This window comes from Streptomyces zingiberis, assembly GCF_012034935.1.
GTDB lineage: Bacteria > Actinomycetota > Actinomycetes > Streptomycetales > Streptomycetaceae > Streptomyces > Streptomyces zingiberis.
The window spans coordinates 259,572-275,853 of sequence record NZ_JAATEN010000008.1 but is presented as its reverse complement, the minus strand read 5'-3'; the positions used below and the strand labels follow the sequence as shown (position 1 = coordinate 275,853).

General features: G+C 74.3%; 14 protein-coding genes. 3 read left to right on the top strand and 11 right to left on the bottom strand.

The genetic code is table 11. From position 1 onward, the window contains the following. Nucleotides 1-31: 31 nt before the first annotated feature. From HCK00_RS13545 to rpsD, 7 genes are all read right to left on the bottom strand, one after another. A complete protein-coding gene (locus HCK00_RS13545) occupies nt 32-943 on the bottom strand; it encodes a shikimate dehydrogenase (RefSeq protein WP_168102123.1) in 912 nt (303 codons plus the stop codon). A gap of 2 nt (nt 944-945) precedes the next feature. Beyond that, nucleotides 946-2,829, bottom strand: coding sequence for an endolytic transglycosylase MltG (mltG, locus tag HCK00_RS13540; RefSeq protein ID WP_168102122.1), 1,884 nt, complete (start codon nt 2,827-2,829; stop codon nt 946-948). Between the two features lie 128 nt (nt 2,830-2,957). Next, nucleotides 2,958-3,458 (bottom strand): Holliday junction resolvase RuvX, encoded by a 501-nt coding sequence (gene ruvX, locus HCK00_RS13535; protein WP_168102121.1) that lies wholly within the window; start codon nt 3,456-3,458, stop codon nt 2,958-2,960. An 11-nt stretch (nt 3,459-3,469) separates the two neighbouring features. Further along, a complete protein-coding gene (alaS, locus tag HCK00_RS13530) occupies nt 3,470-6,145 on the bottom strand; it encodes an alanine--tRNA ligase (RefSeq protein WP_168102120.1) in 2,676 nt (891 codons plus the stop codon). Beyond that, nucleotides 6,145-6,462 carry a DUF6167 family protein gene (locus HCK00_RS13525; protein WP_168102119.1) on the bottom strand — a complete coding sequence of 106 codons (318 nt, stop codon included), beginning with the start codon at nt 6,460-6,462 and terminating at the stop codon, nt 6,145-6,147. The genes alaS and HCK00_RS13525 overlap by 1 nt, the downstream gene beginning before the upstream one ends. 7 nt (nt 6,463-6,469) lie before the next feature. Beyond that, nucleotides 6,470-6,904: a DUF948 domain-containing protein gene (locus tag HCK00_RS13520; RefSeq protein ID WP_168102118.1), complete on the bottom strand. Its 435-nt coding sequence runs from the start codon at nt 6,902-6,904 to the stop codon at nt 6,470-6,472. A 329-nt stretch (nt 6,905-7,233) separates the two neighbouring features. Next, entirely contained in the window at nt 7,234-7,845 is a 612-nt protein-coding gene (rpsD, locus tag HCK00_RS13515) for a 30S ribosomal protein S4 (RefSeq protein WP_168102117.1), read from the bottom strand. Between the two features lie 55 nt (nt 7,846-7,900). Between rpsD and HCK00_RS13510 the strand changes: the two genes are divergently transcribed. Continuing rightward, nucleotides 7,901-8,785 (top strand): DUF2470 domain-containing protein, encoded by an 885-nt coding sequence (locus HCK00_RS13510; protein ID WP_240965545.1) that lies wholly within the window; start codon nt 7,901-7,903, stop codon nt 8,783-8,785. Between the two features lie 256 nt (nt 8,786-9,041). Here the strand turns inward: HCK00_RS13510 and HCK00_RS13505 are convergent, their stop codons facing one another. The 4 genes from HCK00_RS13505 to HCK00_RS13490 form a co-directional block, all read right to left on the bottom strand. Further along, a complete protein-coding gene (locus HCK00_RS13505; RefSeq protein ID WP_311765303.1) occupies nt 9,042-10,556 on the bottom strand; it encodes a replication-associated recombination protein A in 1,515 nt (504 codons plus the stop codon). 184 nt (nt 10,557-10,740) lie between these two features. Beyond that, nucleotides 10,741-11,403, bottom strand: a complete 663-nt coding sequence (locus HCK00_RS13500; protein WP_168102116.1) for a vitamin K epoxide reductase family protein — start codon at nt 11,401-11,403, stop codon at nt 10,741-10,743. A 393-nt stretch (nt 11,404-11,796) separates the two neighbouring features. Next, a complete protein-coding gene (gene hisS, locus HCK00_RS13495) occupies nt 11,797-13,059 on the bottom strand; it encodes a histidine--tRNA ligase (protein WP_168102115.1) in 1,263 nt (420 codons plus the stop codon). 12 nt (nt 13,060-13,071) lie between these two features. Continuing rightward, complete coding sequence (locus HCK00_RS13490; RefSeq protein WP_168102114.1) at nt 13,072-13,785, bottom strand: MBL fold metallo-hydrolase; 714 nt, start codon at nt 13,783-13,785, stop codon at nt 13,072-13,074. A gap of 205 nt (nt 13,786-13,990) precedes the next feature. Here HCK00_RS13490 and HCK00_RS13485 point away from each other — a divergent pair, with 205 nt between their 5' ends. Beyond that, nucleotides 13,991-14,845, top strand: coding sequence for a peptidylprolyl isomerase (locus HCK00_RS13485; protein WP_168102113.1), 855 nt, complete (start codon nt 13,991-13,993; stop codon nt 14,843-14,845). Nucleotides 14,846-15,033: 188 nt separating this feature from the next. After that, on the top strand, nt 15,034-16,263 hold the full coding sequence (locus HCK00_RS13480) for a DUF349 domain-containing protein (RefSeq protein WP_168102112.1): 1,230 nt from the start codon (nt 15,034-15,036) through the stop codon (nt 16,261-16,263). The last annotated feature ends 19 nt before the right edge of the window (nt 16,264-16,282 follow it).

Below are 16,282 nucleotides of genomic sequence, written 5' to 3'. Positions count from 1 at the left end.
GCGGGTGAACGCCTCCGGCGGGCGGCCGGGATCAGCCGCCGCCCCGCGCGGCCAGCGCCGCCTCCCCCGCCGCGCGCATCGCCGCCAGCGGCGCCGGAACGCGCCCGGTCATCAGCTCGACCTGGAGGACGGCCTGGTGGACCAGGAGGTCCAGCCCGCCGAGCACCGCCCCGCCCCGGGCCGCCCAGGCGGCGGCGAGCGGCGTCGGCCAGGGTTCGTAGAGCACGTCGAAGAGGGTGCCGGGCCGCTCGGGCACGGCCGCGGCGAGGTGGTCGGCCGCGCCGGCGGGGGTGGTGGCGATCACCAGAGGCGCGCGGAGGGCGCCGGTGGCGCCGTCCCAGTCCGCGGTCCGCAGGCGGAGTCCCAGCCGCTCGCCCCACCCGCGCATCTCGGCCGCCCGGCGCTCGCTGCGGACGTACGCCGTGACCTCGCCGTCGCAGATCCGGGCGAGCGCGGCGAGCGCGGAGGAGGCGGTGGCCCCGGCCCCGAGGACGGCCGCCCGCTCCACCCGCTCCACCCCCCGCTCCCGGAGGGCGGCCACCAGGCCGGGGACGTCCGTGTTCTCCCCGTGGCGGCGGCCGTCACCGGTGAGGACCACCGTGTTGACGGCCTCCACCGCGGCGGCGGTCTCCCCCACCGTGTCGAGCAGGGGGATGACGGCGCGCTTGAGCGGCATGGTGAGCGACAGCCCCGCCCAGCCCGCGTCCAGCCCGTCGAGGAACGCGGGCAGCGCCGCCTCGTCCAGCTCCTGGCGGCCGTAGCTCCAGCCGTCCAGGCCGAGCGCGGCGTACGCGGCGCGGTGCAGCACCGGGGAGAGCGAGTGCGCCACGGGCTTGCCCAGCACCGCGGCGCGCCGCGCGCCGGCCGCCGTGCGCGCCGGCGCGGACCGTTCAGGGACCGCGGACGGTTCGGGCGCCGCGGTTGCCGGGGGTTCCTCCGCCATGGTCAGCCCTTGTTCCGCTGGTTCTCGTTGAACCGCTGCCGGAGCTTCTCGTGCTCCTCGTGGGTCTCCGCGAACTCGGTGGTGTCGCCGTCCACGGAGACGAAGTAGTACCAGTCCCCCGGCTCGGGATCCATCGCGGCCTTCAGCGCGTCGGCGCCCGGGTTGGCGATGGGGCCGGGCGGCAGACCGCGGTAGAAGTAGGTGTTGTAGGGATCGTCGTGGTTGCGGATCTCCTTGATGCCGATGTTGATCTCGCTCTGGCCCTTGAGGTAGTTGAAGGCGGAGTCGAACTCCAGCCTGCCCGCCGTCTCCTGGTTCCCGGGGTCGAGGCGGTTGTAGACGACCCGGGCCATCTTGCGGAAGTCGTCGCTGGTCTTCCCCTCGGCCTGGACCAGGCTGGCGACGGTGACGAGTTCCAGCGGCGAGTCCAGGTTCGCCTTCTCGGCGCCGGCCTCGACATCCAGCTTCTCGTACTCGGCCGTGGCGCGGGCCACCATCTTCTTGAGGACGTCCGCCGGTTTCGCGTCCTCGGCCAGGTCGTAACGGGCCGGGTAGAGAAAGCCCTCCAGGGGGTCCTTGATCTCCGCGTCGTCGTCCGCCCAGTCCGGGAGCCCGAGGTCGCCGGCCTGCTTCTCGGCGATACCGGCGGTGGTGCCCTGCTTCAGCTCCAGCCGCTTGTCGATCGTCGCGTAGATCTGCGCGTTGCGCATGCCCTCGGGAATGATCAGGGTGGAGCGGCTCTCCGGGGAGAGCATCCACGCCACCGCGGCCTCGCCGGACATCTTCTTCTTCATGGAGTAGACGCCGGGCTGGATGGAGAGGCCCTTCGGGTTGTCGCCCGCGGCGTCGACGAACGCCTGAGCGCTCATCACCACCCCGGCCTCCTTGAGGATCCGGCCCATCTCACCGGAGCCGGCGCCCGGCGGGATCTCCACCGCGACGGCCCCCGAACCGTTGCCGGAGAAGTCCGGCGCCGGGCCGAAGCGCGTCTGGTAGAAGTCGTAGACGAACCAGCCGCCCCCCGCGGCGACCCCGCCCAGGGCCACGGCGACGAAGAGGCAGGCCACACCGGAGCGGCGCTTCCGCGGCCGGGCACCGCGGCGCCCGCCGGGCTCCGGAGCGTCTCCGGCGTCCCCGGCGTGGTGATCCCCCTCGCCGTCCGCGCCGTCCTCGTCCCCGTACGGGTCCCCGGGGCCGTCCGGGCCCTCGGGACCGCCGGAAGAGCCGAAGCCTCCGTCGCCGCCCGGGCCGTCACCACGCCGCCCCGCCGCGCTGTCCGGCCGGCCGGCGAAGAAGCGGTGCTCACCGGGGTCGCCCCCCGGGTCCGGGCCACCGGTCTGGGGGTGCCCCGGGGCGGCGCCCTGCTGGGGATGGACACCCGGCCCGGGGTGGCCGTAGGGATCGCCGGGCTGCCCGGGCCCGGCGCCGTAGGGCCCGGGGGCGGCGTGGCCCTGACCGGTGTCCTGCGGCCCGCCCTCCCAGCCGTAGGGGTACCCGCCCTGGGTGTACTGCTGCCCGCCCTGGTCGGGGTAACCGCCCTGCTGCGGGTGGTGTCCGGGGTGCGGCTCACCGGGGTGGTGCCCGCCCTGGGCGTCCCACTGCTGGTACTGCTGCTGGTGTTGCTGGTGCTGTGGGTACGGCTGCTGCTGCTGGTGTTGCTGCTGTTGGTACGGCTGCTGTTGCTGTTGCTGCTGCGGGTACGGCTGCTCGTGCTGGTGGTACTGCTGCTGCGGGTGCTGCTGGTAGGCGTCGGTGTACCCGGGGTCCTGGTGTCCGTACGGAGCGCGGCCGTCGGCCGTCTGCTGCCCGTCCCACCCCTGGTCCCCGTAGAGGGGGTCCTCGGGGTGCCACGGTGGGGAGCCTCCGCCCCGGCCATACTCAGTCATCGATCCCCTAGCAACGAGAGGCGGCGCCCCGTGCGCGCGTGGGGGGCGCAGTGGGCCGGTCCGCCTCATTCCGTTTCCGTACGGCGGTGTCCCGGCCGCACGTTCGGGCGAACGTTACCGTATCGCGATCAGATGACCACTTCGACGTTCTCGCCCGGAGCACTGCCGGAGAGCCGTTCCGCTTCCAGCGCGGCCTGCAGGATGACCACGGCCGCGGCCTGGTCCACCACCGAGCGCCCCCTGCGGGAGTCGACGCCGGAGGCCCGCAGGCCCTGTGCTGCGGTGATCGTACTCATCCGCTCGTCGACCAGCCGCACCGGGACCGGGTGCACGACCCGCGCCAGCTCCGTCGCGAAGCCGCGGACCTTGGCCGCGGCCGGGCCTTCCGTCCCCTTCAGGGAACGCGGCAGCCCGACCACGACCTCGATCGGCTCGTACTCCGCGACGATCGCCGCCAGCCGCCGCCGGGCGGCCGGGACGTCGCGCCCGGGCACGGTCTCCACCGGGGTGGCGAGGATCCCGTCGGGGTCGCACGAGGCGACCCCGATCCGGGCGTCCCCGACGTCCAGGGCGATCCTCCGGCCGCGGCGGAGATTCCGCTCCGGCTCCCGCCCCTGCTGCTCCGTCATCCCGCGGCCCGTCACGCCTTCTCGGCGACGAGCCGCTCGACGGCGGCCACGGCCTCGTCCACCGCGGCCGGGTTCTGCCCGCCGCCCTGGGCGACGTCGTCCTTGCCGCCACCGCCGCCGCCGAGGGTCTTGGCGGCGGCCCGGACCAGCTCACCGGCCTTGACACCCCGCTCCCGGGCGGCCTCGTTGGTGGCGATCACGGTCAGCGGCCGGTCCTTGACGACGGTGAACAGCGCCACCACGGCGGGCCGGCCACCGGTGATCCGGCCGCGCACGTCGAGGACGAGCTTGCGCAGGTCGTCGGCGCTCGTGCCGTCCGGGACCCGGCCGGTGGCCAGGGCGACGCCCCGGACGTCCTTGGCCCCGGCGGCAAGCCCGGCGGCGGCCTGGAGGACCTTCTCGGCGCGGAAGCGCTCGATCTCCTTCTCGGCGTCCCGCAGCTTCGCGAGCATCCCCGAGATCTTCTCCGGCAGCTCCTCCGGCCTCCCCTTGACGAGCTGGGTGAGCTGGGAGACGACGGTGTGCTCACGGGCGAGGAAGTGGTAGGCGTCCACGCCGACCAGGGCCTCCACCCGGCGCACGCCGGAGCCGATGGAGGACTCGCCGAGCAGCTTCACCAGACCGAGCTGGGCGGTGTTGTGGACGTGCGTGCCGCCGCAGAGCTCCTTGGAGAAGTCCCCGATGGTCACCACACGCACCCGGTCGCCGTACTTCTCGCCGAACTCGGCGATGGCGCCCTGTTTCCTGGCGTCCTCCATCGACATCACCTCGGCGGTGACGTCGAGTTCGCGGGCCAGCACCTCGTTGATCTTCTGCTCGACGTCGCCGAGCACCGTGGTGGGGACGGCGGTGGGCGAGCCGAAGTCGAAGCGGAAGCGGCCGGGGGCGTTCTCCGAGCCGGCCTGGGCGGCCGTGGGCCCGAGGGCGTCCCGCAGCGCCTGGTGGGTGAGGTGGGTGGCGCTGTGGGCGCGGGCGATGGAACGGCGGCGCACCACGTCGATCCGGGCCAGCGCGGCGGAGCCGACGGTCACCTCGCCGACCTGGACGACGCCCTTGTGCACGGTGACGCCGGGCACCGGCTGCTGCACGTCGCGGACCTCGACCACCGCGCCGCTGTCCAGCCGGATCCGCCCGGTGTCGGGCTGCTGCCCGCCGCCCTCGGCGTAGAAGGGGGTGCGGTCGAGGACGACCTCGACCGCGTCGCCCTCCTGCGCGGCCGGCGCGGGAACGCCGTCCACCAGCAGGCCGACGACGGTGGCCTCGCCCTCGGTGGCGGTGTAGCCGGTGAAGTCCGTGGTGCCGGAGCGGTCGGCGACCTCACGGTAGGCGGAAACATCGGCGTGCCCGGTCTTCTTGGCGCGGGCGTCCGCCTTGGCGCGTTCCCGCTGTTCCTTCATCAACCGGCGGAAGCCGTCCTCGTCCACCGAGAGGCCCTGTTCGGCGGCCATCTCCAGGGTGAGGTCGATGGGGAAGCCCCAGGTGTCGTGGAGCAGGAAGGCCTTGTCGCCGGGGAGGACGCTCGCCCCGGACTCCTTGGTCTCGGTGACGGCGTTGTCGAGGATGGTGGTGCCGGAGCGGAGGGTCTTGAGGAAGGCGGCCTCCTCGGCGAGCGCGACCGTCTCGATGCGCTTGCGGTCGGTGATCAGCTCCGGGTACTGCTCACCCATGGTCCTGACCACGGTGCCGACCAGTTCGCCGACGACGGGGCCGGTGGCGCCCAGCAGCCGCATGTTGCGGATGGCGCGGCGCATGATGCGGCGCAGGACGTAGCCGCGGCCCTCGTTGCCGGGGGTGACGCCGTCGCCGATCAGCATCACGGAGGTGCGCAGGTGGTCGGCGACCACGCGCAGCGAGACGTCCGTGTCCTCGGCGGCGCCGTAGCGGACGCCGGTCAGCTCGGTGGCCTTGTCCATGACGACGCGGAGGGTGTCCGTCTCGTACATGTTGCGGACGCCCTGAAGGATCATCGCCAGCCGCTCCAGACCGAGGCCGGTGTCGATGTTCTTGCTGGGCAGCTCGCCGAGGACGGGGAAGTCCGTCTTGCCGCCGGGGCCGCCCGGGCCGCGCTCGTACTGCATGAAGACCAGATTCCAGATCTCCACGTAGCGCTCGTCGTTGACGGCCGGGCCGCCCTCGGGCCCGAACTCCGGGCCCCGGTCGTAGTTGATCTCGGAGCAGGGTCCGCAGGGTCCGGGGACGCCCATGGACCAGTAGTTCTCCTCCATGCCCAGCCGCTGGATCCGCTCGGCGGGGACCCCGACGACCTCGCGCCAGATGCGCTCGGCCTCGTCGTCCTCCTGGTAGACCGTGATCCACAGCCGCTCCGGGTCCAGCCCGTAACCGCCGTCCGCGACGGGGGTGGTGAGCAGTTCCCAGGCGAACTTCGCGGCGCCTTCCTTGAAATAGTCGCCGAAGGAGAAGTTGCCGCACATCTGGAAGAACGTGCCGTGCCGGGTGGTCTTGCCGACCTCTTCGATGTCCGGGGTGCGGACGCACTTCTGGACGCTGGTGGCGCGCGGGTAGGGCGGGGTGACCTCACCGAGGAAGTACGGCTTGAAGGGCACCATGCCGGCGGGGACCAGCAGCAGCGTCGGGTCGTCCGCGATCAGCGACGCCGACGGCACGACGGTGTGCCCCCGCTCCTCGAAGAAGCGCAGCCAGCGGCGGCGGATTTCAGCCGACTCCATCAGTGGTCCTCATTCCGGTCGATCGGGTGGGTCGGGCCCGGCACGGCGGGGCGCCGCGCGGGCGGGGGCAGGTGCAAGGCGGTGGAGCCAGGCCCGGTGACGCCCAGGGCGTCGTTGAGTTCCCGCTCGCGCTGCGCCATGCCGGCCTTGATCTCGACGGCGAAGTCCTTGAGGCGGTGGCCGGCCTCGACGGCCTTGCCGGCGGCCTGGGCCGCCAGGCTCTCCGGGGTGAGCCGGCGGAGCTTGCGGTTGACCTTGGTGGTCGCCCACACGCCCGTGACGGCGCCCGCGGTGAACCAGAACGTACGGCGGAACATCGGCGTCTCAGCCCTTTCCTCGGCCCTCGCCCCGGCCGCGGCGGGCCCGGGGCACCGTGCGGCTCCCGATCACGGTGCGGCGCTGCCCCTGCGGCGCGCCCTTGCGTCCGATTGCCCGGCGGACGCCGTAGCCGAACGCGGCGACCTTCACCAGGGGGCCGCCGAAGGTGGTCGCGACCGTCGAGGACAGCGCGGAGGCGTTGGAGGTGACCTCCTGGACGTCGGCGGCGATGGCGTCGACCTTGTCGAGCTGGGTCTGCGCGGAGCGCACCGTCCGGGAGGCCTCGCCCAGCAGCGGCACCGCCTGCTCGGTGACGTCCGCCACCAGGCGGGTGGCCGCTCTGAGCACCTGGGCCAGCCGCACCAGGACGACGGCGAGGAAGGCCACCAGGATCGCCCAGAAGACGGCTACGAGAATCCCGGCCACTTCTCCACCGGACACCTTGGCACCGCTCCCTCGACGACGTTTTCCCGCCCCCGCCCGGGGCTCCCCCGGGCGGTCTCCGGCCGCGGCCGGCGGCCCGCGCCCCGCCGGCCGGCGGGTCCGCGGCCCCGGGCCTGCGGGGCGGCGCGCGGCCTGGCAGAAGCCTAGCGTCTCGCGCGCCCGGCCCCGCACCCGATTTGCCCGCCGGAGGCGGGTGTTCCGTCCGGGAACGCCGACCGCCGCCTCTCGCGTCGGAGGACGCGGTCGGCGGCGGGGCGTGGCCGTGGGCGAGGGGGCCCGGAACGGCACCCCGCCGGGAGAGCGGGGCGCGGGCCGCGGACGGGCCGTCAGCGGGCGTAGTACTCGACGACCAGCTGCTCGTCGCAGAGGACCGGGATCTCCTTGCGGTTCGGGTCCCGGTCCAGGCGGAACGCCAGCGCCTGGAGGTTGACCTCCAGGTAGCGCGGCGTCTCGCCCTCCCCGGCCCAGCCGCCCTCACGGGCCACCTGGAACGGGGCCTTGGCGCGGCTGCGCTCGCGGACCCGCACGACGTCCTCGGGGCGGACCCGGAAGGAGGGCTTGTCGACCTTGCGGCCGTTGACCTCGATGTGGCCGTGGACGACCATCTGGCGGGCCTGGTAGATGGTGCGCGCCAGCCCGGAGCGGAGCACGAGCGCGTCCAGCCGGCGCTCCAGCTCGATGATGAGCGCCTCGCCGGTCTTGCCCTCGACCTTGCGGGCGCGGTCGTAGGCGCGGACCATCTGGCGCTCGCTGATGTCGTACTGCGCGCGCAGCCGCTGCTTCTCCAGCAGCCGGACCTTGTAGTCGCTGTTCTGCTTGCGGCCCCGGCCGTGCTCACCCGGCGGGTAGGGCCGGGACTCGAAGTACTTGACGGCCTTCGGCGTCAGGGCGATGCCCAGCGCTCGCGACTTCTTGACCTTGGGACGCGACTGGTTCACGGGGAACGACCCTCCATGTAAGTTAGGTGAGGCTTACCTTATCGGAGGTGAACGCATGATTCGACCTGGGAGCCCCGTCCCCGGTCATGGACATCCCGCGGAAACGGTGACGTCCGGTACCGGGCCGGCGGGTCAGCCGCGCCCCTGGGAAGACGCCCGGCGGCCGGAGGCCGCCGAGCGGGTACGTACCCTCGCGGAGTCGAACGCCTCGGCCGTGCTGGACATTCCCGGCACGGCCGCCGGCGGACGGGGCGCCACGGCGCCCCTGGCACGCGCCGTCACGGTGGACGGCGACGTCCTTCTGCTGGTGCCCGGGGACTCCCCCGCGGCGCGCGCCGCGGCCCGGGCCCAGGACGACGAGCTGACCGCCCTGATCGAGATCACGGACGTGGCTCCGGTCGCCGTCCCCCATCGTATCCGGGGGCGGGCGTGGCTCGGCGGCTGGCTGACCCCGCTCCGGGGCCCGGACCGCGCCGTCGCCCTGGCCCACTTCGGGCGCCGGGACCCGGACGCCGTGTTCGCCCCGGGCGGCGGCGCGGCCCCGGACGGCGGGCCGCGCGAGGTGCTGCGGCTGGAGGTGGGCGAGGCCGCGGTGGACGACCTGTGGGGCGCCGAGCCGGTGGAGCCGGACGCCTTCGCGGCCGCCCGGCCCGATCCCGTCGCAGGTCATGAGGGGGACGTCCTGCAGCACCTGGCCTCCGCGCACGACGCCGAGCTGCGCTCCCTGTGCGGGCTGCTCGACGGCCCGGCGGGAGCGCTCTGCGGGGAGCGCGGGCGGGTGGTGCCGCTCGCGCTGGACCGGGCGGGGCTCCGCGTCCGCTTCACCGAGGGCAGGGCGAGGGTGGCCGACGTGCGGTTCGACTTCCCCGAACCGGTGAGGGACGTCACAGAACTCAGCCGCGCGCTCCGCCTGCTGTTCGAGGCCGCCGAGCGGGACTGACCGGCGCGCCCGGTGCGGGACGGCGGAGGGGCCGGGCGGGGGAAGGCCGGGCGGGGGAAGGCCGGGCGGGAACTGCGGGCGGGAGGCGGCCCGTCGACGGCTGCCGGGAGCGGCGGCCCGGAGGGATCCGGAGGCCGGGAGGACCCAGGACGAAGAGGGAGGTCCGGTCCCGGCCGGCGCGCCCGGAGGTCCCGGGCCCCGGCGCCGGCCTGCCCGGCCTCACCGGCCGGGCCCGCCGCTCCCACGGCCGCCGCCGTCAGTCCGCGTCCCCCTCGACGCCGTCCGTGGGCCGGTCCGTTCCTCCGGGAGCGGCGGCAGGCCCGGCCGTACCCTCCCCGGCCGCCTCGCCGCGCTCCTCCCCCGCCGGCCGGGACGGCGCGGCGGACGGGGCGGGGGCGGGCCGTTCCGGCGGACGGGGCGGTGCCTCACCGCGCAGCCGGGCCCGGACCCGCTCGGCGACCTCCGCGTAGCGGGCCTCCGCCCCGTAGCGGGTCGGCTCGTAGTACCGCTTGCCGTGCACGGCGTCGGGCGCGTACTGCTGGGCCGCGACGCCCCCGGGGAGGTCGTGCGGGTAGACGTATCCCTCGGCGTGGCCGAGGGCCCGCGCGCCCTGGTAGTGGCTGTCGCGCAGATGCGGTGGCACGGGGCCGGCGAGCCCGGCCCGGACGTCGGCGAGCGCGGCGTCGACCGCCAGGTAGGCGGCGTTGGACTTGGGTGCGAGGGCGAGCGCGATCACGGCCTGCCCCAGGGTGATCCGGGCCTCCGGGAAGCCGATCAGCGCGACGGCCTGGGCCGCCGCCACCGCCGTTTGCAGGGCGGTGGGATCGGCGAGGCCGATGTCCTCGCTGGCGGAGATCATCAGCCGCCGGGCGATGAACCGCGGGTCCTCCCCCGCCTCGATCATCCGCGCGAGGTAGTGCAGCGCCGCGTCCGCGTCCGAGCCGCGGATGGATTTGATCAGGGCGCTGGCGACGTCGTAGTGCTGGTCGCCGTCGCGGTCGTAGGTCACCGCCGCCCGGTCCACGGCCTCCTCCAGCGCCCGGAGGGTGATCTCCGGCTCGCCCTGGGCCAGGGCCGAGGCGGCGCCCGCCTCCAGCGCCGTCAGCGCGCGCCGCGCGTCACCGCCGGCGATGCGCAGCAGGTGGTCCTCGGCGGCCTCGGGGAGGGTGACCGCGCCGCCGAGGCCCCGCTCGTCGGTCACGGCCCGGCGCAGCAGGTCCCGCAGTCCGGCCTCGGTGAGCGGCTCCAGGGTCAGCAGCAAGGAGCGGGAGAGGAGCGGGGAGATCACCGAGAAGTAGGGGTTCTCGGTGGTGGCGGCGATGAGCGTGACCCAGCGGTTCTCCACGGCCGGCAGCAGCGAGTCCTGCTGGGCCTTGGAGAACCGGTGGATCTCGTCGAGGAAGAGCACGGTCTCGCGGCCGTACCCGCCGGAGGCGCGGCGGGCGCCGTCGATGACCGTCCGCACCTCCTTGACGCCCGCGGTGATCGCGGAGAGTTCCACGAACCGCTGGTCCGTGGCGCGGCTGACGATATGGGCGAGGGTGGTCTTGCCCGTGCCGGGCGGGCCCCAGAGGATCACCGACGACGGGCCCGCGGGGCCGCCCGCTCCCTCACCGACGAGGCGGCGCAGCGGGGATCCCGGCCGCAGCAGATGCTGCTGGCCGACGACTTCGTCCAGGGTCCGGGGGCGCATCCGCACCGCGAGCGGACTGCTCGCCGGGTCCTTGCTCCGGCGGTCCTCGGCGGCGGCGGTGAACAGGTCGGGTTCCACGGCTCCCGACCCTACGGCACCCCGGCGGCACCCGGCCGCGCGCGGGGCCCGGCCGGTGCGCGGGGCCCGGCCGGTGCGCCGACGCCGTCGGGGCCCACCTCGGCCCCATCGGCCCCCTCGGCGGCGAGCCGGCCCGCCGCGGCTCCCCGGCGTGGGGTGGGCGGCGGGCGCCGCGCCGGGCCGCTCAGCTCGTCCAGAAATCCCACCAGCGGGTCAGGATCAGCATGCCGATGGCGCCGATCCAGACCACCGGCACCACCCAGTGGAACTCCGCCAGCGCCCGCCGCAGCCCGTCGGGGGCAGGGATGATCCGGTTCCGGACGTTGTGCACGGTGACGTAGGAGAACATCACGATGGTGGCGACCCAGGCGAGGTTGCACCACAGGCAGAGCGAACCGATGACGTACAGCGACTGGTACATGAGCCACATGCAGAAGCCCACCCCGAAGAGGGTGCCGGCGTTGAGGCCCAGCCAGTACCAGCGGCGGAAGCGGGCCCCGGCCAGCAGCGCCACGCCGATGGCCACGACCATGCCGTAGGTGACCAGGCCCAGCATGGGGTTGGGGAAACCGAAGGCGGCGGCCTGGTCGCTCTCCATGATGTTGCCGCAGGAGACGACCGGGTTGAGGCTGCAAGCCGGGGTGAAGGTGGTGCCCTCCACCTTGGCTTCGAGGAGCTTGAACTTGTCGAGGGTGATCACCCAGGCGGCAAGGAGCCCGGCCGCCCCGGTGATCACGAGCATCAGGGCGAAGGCCCGGCCGCTGCCCAGCGCCTCGCGGTCGCCGCCGGGCCCCTGTTCCCCGCGCCCGCCGGCGGCGGGGGCGTCGTCCAGCTCAGTCATCGTCATCTCGCCGCTTCCGTAGCTTCGGTCGGTCCCTGCCGGTGCCCGGAACGGGCCCCGCACATTGTGGCACCGGCCGCTCCGCCGGACGGCGGGTACGGGACCGGTCCACCGGACGGGGGACACCGGGCCGGACATTCTCGCGCACCCGGCGTTCGGCGGCCATAAGGCCGCGGCCCGGCCGGAGAGCCACCCGGTTCGGGGCCCGGCCCGGGCCCCACCACCGGAGCCCGGCGGCGACGGACGGCGACGGCGGACGGCGACGGCGGACGGCGACGGCGGCGGGAAAGGCGGAGAGAAGCGCGACGGGAGCGGAAGGGGACGGCGGGGGACCTGACGCGGACGCCCGCGCCAGGTCCCGGAGCCAGGCGGACGGCCCCGCCCACCGCCCGGGCCGTGTCAGCCGAGCGCCTCCCGCACGGCCGCGGTGATCCCGTCGGCGGGCACGGCCCGCTGCTCGCCGCTCTCCAGGTCCTTGAGCTGGACCACGCCCTCGGCCAGGTCACGCTCCCCCGCGACGAGGGCGAGACGGGCCCCGCTGCGGTTGGCCGACTTCATCGCCCCCTTCAGGCCGCGCCCGCCGTAGGAGAGGTCGGCCGCGACGCCGGCCCGGCGCAGCGCGGTGACGGCGCCGAACAGCAGGTCCCGCGCCTCCTCGCCCAGCGGCACGGCGTAGACCTCGGTGGCCGCCGGCAGGTCGAGCGTGACGCCCTCGGCCTCCAGCGCGAGGACCGTGCGGTCCACCCCGAGCGCCCAGCCGACGGAGGGCAGCGCGGGGCCGCCGATCATCTCGGAGAGCCCGTCGTAGCGCCCGCCGCCGCCGACGGCGGACTGGGCGCCCAGCCCGTCGTGGACGAACTCGAAAGTGGTGCGCGTGTAGTAGTCCAGGCCGCGCACCAGCCGCGGGTCGTCCTCGAAGGCGACGCCCGCGGCGGTGAGCAGATCGCGCACCCGCTCGTGGAAGCTCTTGCACGCCTCGCACAGGTGGTCGCGCATCATCGGCGCCCCGGCGAGTTGCTTCCGCACCGCCTCCCGCTTGTCGTCCAGCACCCTCAGCGGGTTGATCTCGACGCGGCGGAGCGTCTCCTCGTCGAGGTCCAGCCCGCGGAGGAAGTCCTGGAGGACGGCGCGGTAGCCGGGGCGGCACTCCTGGTCCCCCAGGGAGTTCAGCAGCAGCCGGACGTCCCGCAGCCCCAGCGACCGGTAGGCGTCCGCGGCCAGGACGATCAGCTCGGCGTCCAGGGCCGGGTCCTCAGCGCCGATGGCCTCGGCCCCGACCTGGGAGAAGTGCCGGTAGCGGCCGGCCTGCGGGCGCTCGTAGCGGTAGTAGGAGCCGGAGTACCAGAGCTTGACCGGGAGGTTGCCGGCCTTGTGCAGGCTGGCCTCCAGCGCCGCCCGGAGCACGGACGCGGTGCCCTCGGGGCGGAGCGCGAGCCGGTCACCGCCGCGGGTGGTGAGGGTGTACATCTCCTTGGTCACGATGTCGGTGGACTCCCCGACACCGCGGGAGAACAGCTCGACGTGCTCGAAACCGGGGGTCTCGACATAGCCGTAGCCGGACCGCCGCAGCGGTGCGGAGATCGCCTCCCGCACCGCGAGGTAGGCGGCGGAGTCCGGCGGGATGAGGTCGTACGTGCCCTTGGGGGCCCTGAAGGTGCTCACGGGACGGAGTCGTCACATTCCTCGTCGTGGAACGGCCGGCGGGGCCGCTCCGGGGCCGGCGGCCACCTCCCGCAGGAAGGGGTTGGTGGCGCGCTCGCGGCCGATGGTCGTCTGGGGACCGTGACCGGACAGCACCACGGTCGAGTCGTCCAGCGGCAGGCACACCCGGGCCAGCGACCGGAGGAGCTCGGCGTGGTCGCCGCCGGGCAGGTCGGTGCGTCCGACGGAGCCGGCGAACAGCAGGTCGCCCGAGAAGAACACCGACGGGACGTCGGCCTGTTCGGGCAGCCGGAAGGTCACCGACCCCTTGGTATGGCCCGGCGCGTGCGTGGTGGAGAACTCCAGGCCCGCGAGGCCGAGCGTGCCGCCGTCGGTCAGTTCCCTGAGGTCGTCGGGTTCCCCGATGGTCAGCTCACCCAGCAGGTGCCGGCCGATGGCGCGGCCGAGCGCCTTCTCCGGGTCGCTCATCATGTAGCGGTCCTCGGGGTGGATCCAGGCCGGGACGCCGTGCGCGCCGCAGACCGGCACCACGGAGGCGACGTGGTCGAGGTGGCCGTGGGTGAGGATGACGGCGACCGGCTTCAGCCGGTGTTTCGCGATCGCCTCCTCGACGCCGGGGGCTGCCTCGTGGCCCGGGTCGATGATCACGCATTCCTCGCCCGCGGCGGGAGCGACGAGATAACAGTTCGTCCCCCAGGCCCCGGCGGGGAACCCTGCAATGAGCACAATCGTCCCCAAGGTGGTGTCCGGCCGACAGATTCGGATGCGGTCAGAGCCTACCGGCGGCGGTCCGCCGGGTGCGAACCCGTATACGGTACGGCCGGGTCCTCCGCCCGGTGCGGCCCGCCGCGCCCGGGGAGGGCACCCGCGACACCCGAGACGACCGCGACACCCCACACGACACGCCCCCACGGCACGAGGAGACGGACCGGTGGCCACGAGCGACCAGCGGCGGCGAGAGCTCGCCAGGAAGAAGTTCGAGCGGCAGCAGGCGCGGCGCGCCCAGCGGCGGAAGACCCGCCGGCGCAACGCGGTGGTCGCGGCCGGCCTGGCGGTCCTGCTGGTGGCCGGAGCGGCCGCGGCCGGCACGGCCGGTCTGTTCGACGGCGGCGCGGCGAAGAACGGCGACGCCGACAGCGCCGCCTCCGGCTCTCCCAGCGCGCCCCCCACCAGCGCCGCGCCGGACCCCTGCGGGAAGCCGGCGAAGGGCGAGCCGGCCACGGAGCGGTGGAAGAAGGAGCCGCCGCTGACGGTCGACCGGTCCGCCGAGTACGTCATGGAGCTGGAGACCACCTGCGGCGACATCAGCGTCACGATGGACGCGGCGAAGGCGCCGCACACCGTCAACTCCTTCGCCTTCCTGGCCGGGAAGGGCTACTTCGACCACACCCGGTGCCACCGGCTGACGGAGTCCGGCATCTACGTCCTGCAGTGCGGTGACCCCGAGGGCACGGGCCAGGGCGGACCCGGCTACACCATCCCCGACGAGAACCTCGGCGACGCGCGGGTGAAGGAGGGGGTCTACCCCGCGGGCACGGTGGCGATGGCCAACAAGTACAACGCGGCGGAGAAGAAGGGCCGGGACTCCGGGGGCAGCCAGTTCTTCCTCGTGTACCAGGACAGCCAGTTGCCGCCGGACTACACGCCGTTCGGCACCGTCGGCGAGGAGGGGATGAAGGTCCTCGAGAAGATCGCCGAGGCCGGGGCCGCCCCGCCCGACGCCACGCAGAACACTCCGCCCAACGCCACCGTCGTGATCGACAAGGCGACGGTGCGCAAGTCCTGACACGCGCAGAGTGCCAAATTCCGGTCGTCCGGATGCGGACAGCCGGCCCGGGGTTCGCCTATGTTTGGCGGTGAACCGGTCAGGGCGTGACCCGGCCCGGGCCCCTCCTCCCCGCAGGGGGTGAGGAGGGCGGAATCGTGGACGATGCGGGCCGTGAACTCTCGGCCGCATCATGTGGAGGAGGCGCTGTGAGCAGCGACCCGTGGGGCCGCGTCGATGAGGCGGGGACCGTGTACGTGCGTACGGCGGAGGGCGAGAAGGTCGTCGGATCGTGGCAGGCCGGCTCCCCCGAGGAGGCCCTGGCCTACTTCGAGCGCAAGTACGAGGGTCTGGTCGTGGAGATCGGCCTCCTGGAACGCCGGGTGCGGACCACCGATCTCTCGGCCAAGGACGCGCGGACGGCCATCGGCCACATCCGGGAACAGGTCGACCAGCACCACGCGGTGGGCGACCTCGACGCGCTGCGCCACCGGCTCGACCAGCTCGACCAGGTCGTCGGGGAACGCCAGGAGGAGCGCCGGGTGTCCAAGGCCCGGCAGGGCGAGGAAGCGCGGCGGGCCAAGGAGGAGCTGGTCGCCGAGGCCGAGCAGCTCGCGGACAGCGAGCAGTGGCGGGTGGCCGGCGAGCGGCTGCGCGCCCTGGTCGACACCTGGAAGGGGCTGCCCCGGCTCGACCGGAAGACGGACGACGAGCTGTGGCACCGCTTCTCCCACGCCCGTTCGGCGTTCTCCAAGCGGCGCAAGGCGCACTTCGCGGCGCTGGACGCCCAGCGTGAGGAGGCCCGCCGGACCAAGGAGAAGCTGGTCGCCGAGGCGCAGGAGCTCTCCGGCTCGACGGACTGGGGCCCCACGGCCGCCCGTTACCGCGAGCTGATGGCCTCCTGGAAGGCCGCCGGGCGCGCCCAGCGGGACGCCGAGGAAGACCTGTGGAACCGTTTCCGCGGCGCCCAGGACGTCTTCTTCCAGGCCCGTTCCGCGGCGTTCTCCGAGCGGGACGCCGAGCAGCGGGAGAACCTGACCCGCAAGGAGGAACTGGCCGCCGAGGCGGAGAAGCTGCTCCCGGTCACCGACCTGCGGGCGGCCCGGGCCGCGTTCCGGTCGGTCAACGAGCGGTGGGAGGCGATCGGCCATGTTCCGCGTGACGCCCGCCCGCGGATCGAAGGCCGGATGCAGGCCGTGGAGCGCGCCATCGAGGAGGCCGAGGAGGCCGAGTGGCGCCGGACGAACCCGGAGGCGCGGGCCCGCGCCGCGGGGCTGACCGGTCAGCTCCAGTCGGCCGTGGACAAGCTCCGCTCCCAGGTGGACGCCGCCCGCGCGGCGGGCAACCACGCCAAGGCCGACAAGCTGGCCAGGGAACTGGAAGGGCGGCAGGCGCTGCTGGACCAGGCGCTCAAGGGCCTTCAGGAGTTCGGCGGCTGAGGCCGCCGGGGCCGGGCGT

Excerpts from the sequence above, each read along its gene's own strand:
- alaS (WP_168102120.1), bottom strand. The coding sequence starts at position 6,145 with ATGGAGTCGGCTGAAATCCGCCGCCGCTGGCTGCGCTTCTTCGAGGAG.
- HCK00_RS13500 (WP_168102116.1), bottom strand. The coding sequence starts at position 11,403 with ATGACGATGACTGAGCTGGACGACGCCCCCGCCGCCGGCGGGCGCGGG.
- ruvX (WP_168102121.1), bottom strand. The coding sequence starts at position 3,458 with ATGACGGAGCAGCAGGGGCGGGAGCCGGAGCGGAATCTCCGCCGCGGC.
- HCK00_RS13525 (WP_168102119.1), bottom strand. The coding sequence starts at position 6,462 with ATGTTCCGCCGTACGTTCTGGTTCACCGCGGGCGCCGTCACGGGCGTG.
- mltG (WP_168102122.1), bottom strand. The coding sequence starts at position 2,829 with ATGACTGAGTATGGCCGGGGCGGAGGCTCCCCACCGTGGCACCCCGAG.
- HCK00_RS13510 (WP_240965545.1), top strand. The coding sequence starts at position 7,901 with ATGATTCGACCTGGGAGCCCCGTCCCCGGTCATGGACATCCCGCGGAA.
- HCK00_RS13545 (WP_168102123.1), bottom strand. The coding sequence starts at position 943 with ATGGCGGAGGAACCCCCGGCAACCGCGGCGCCCGAACCGTCCGCGGTC.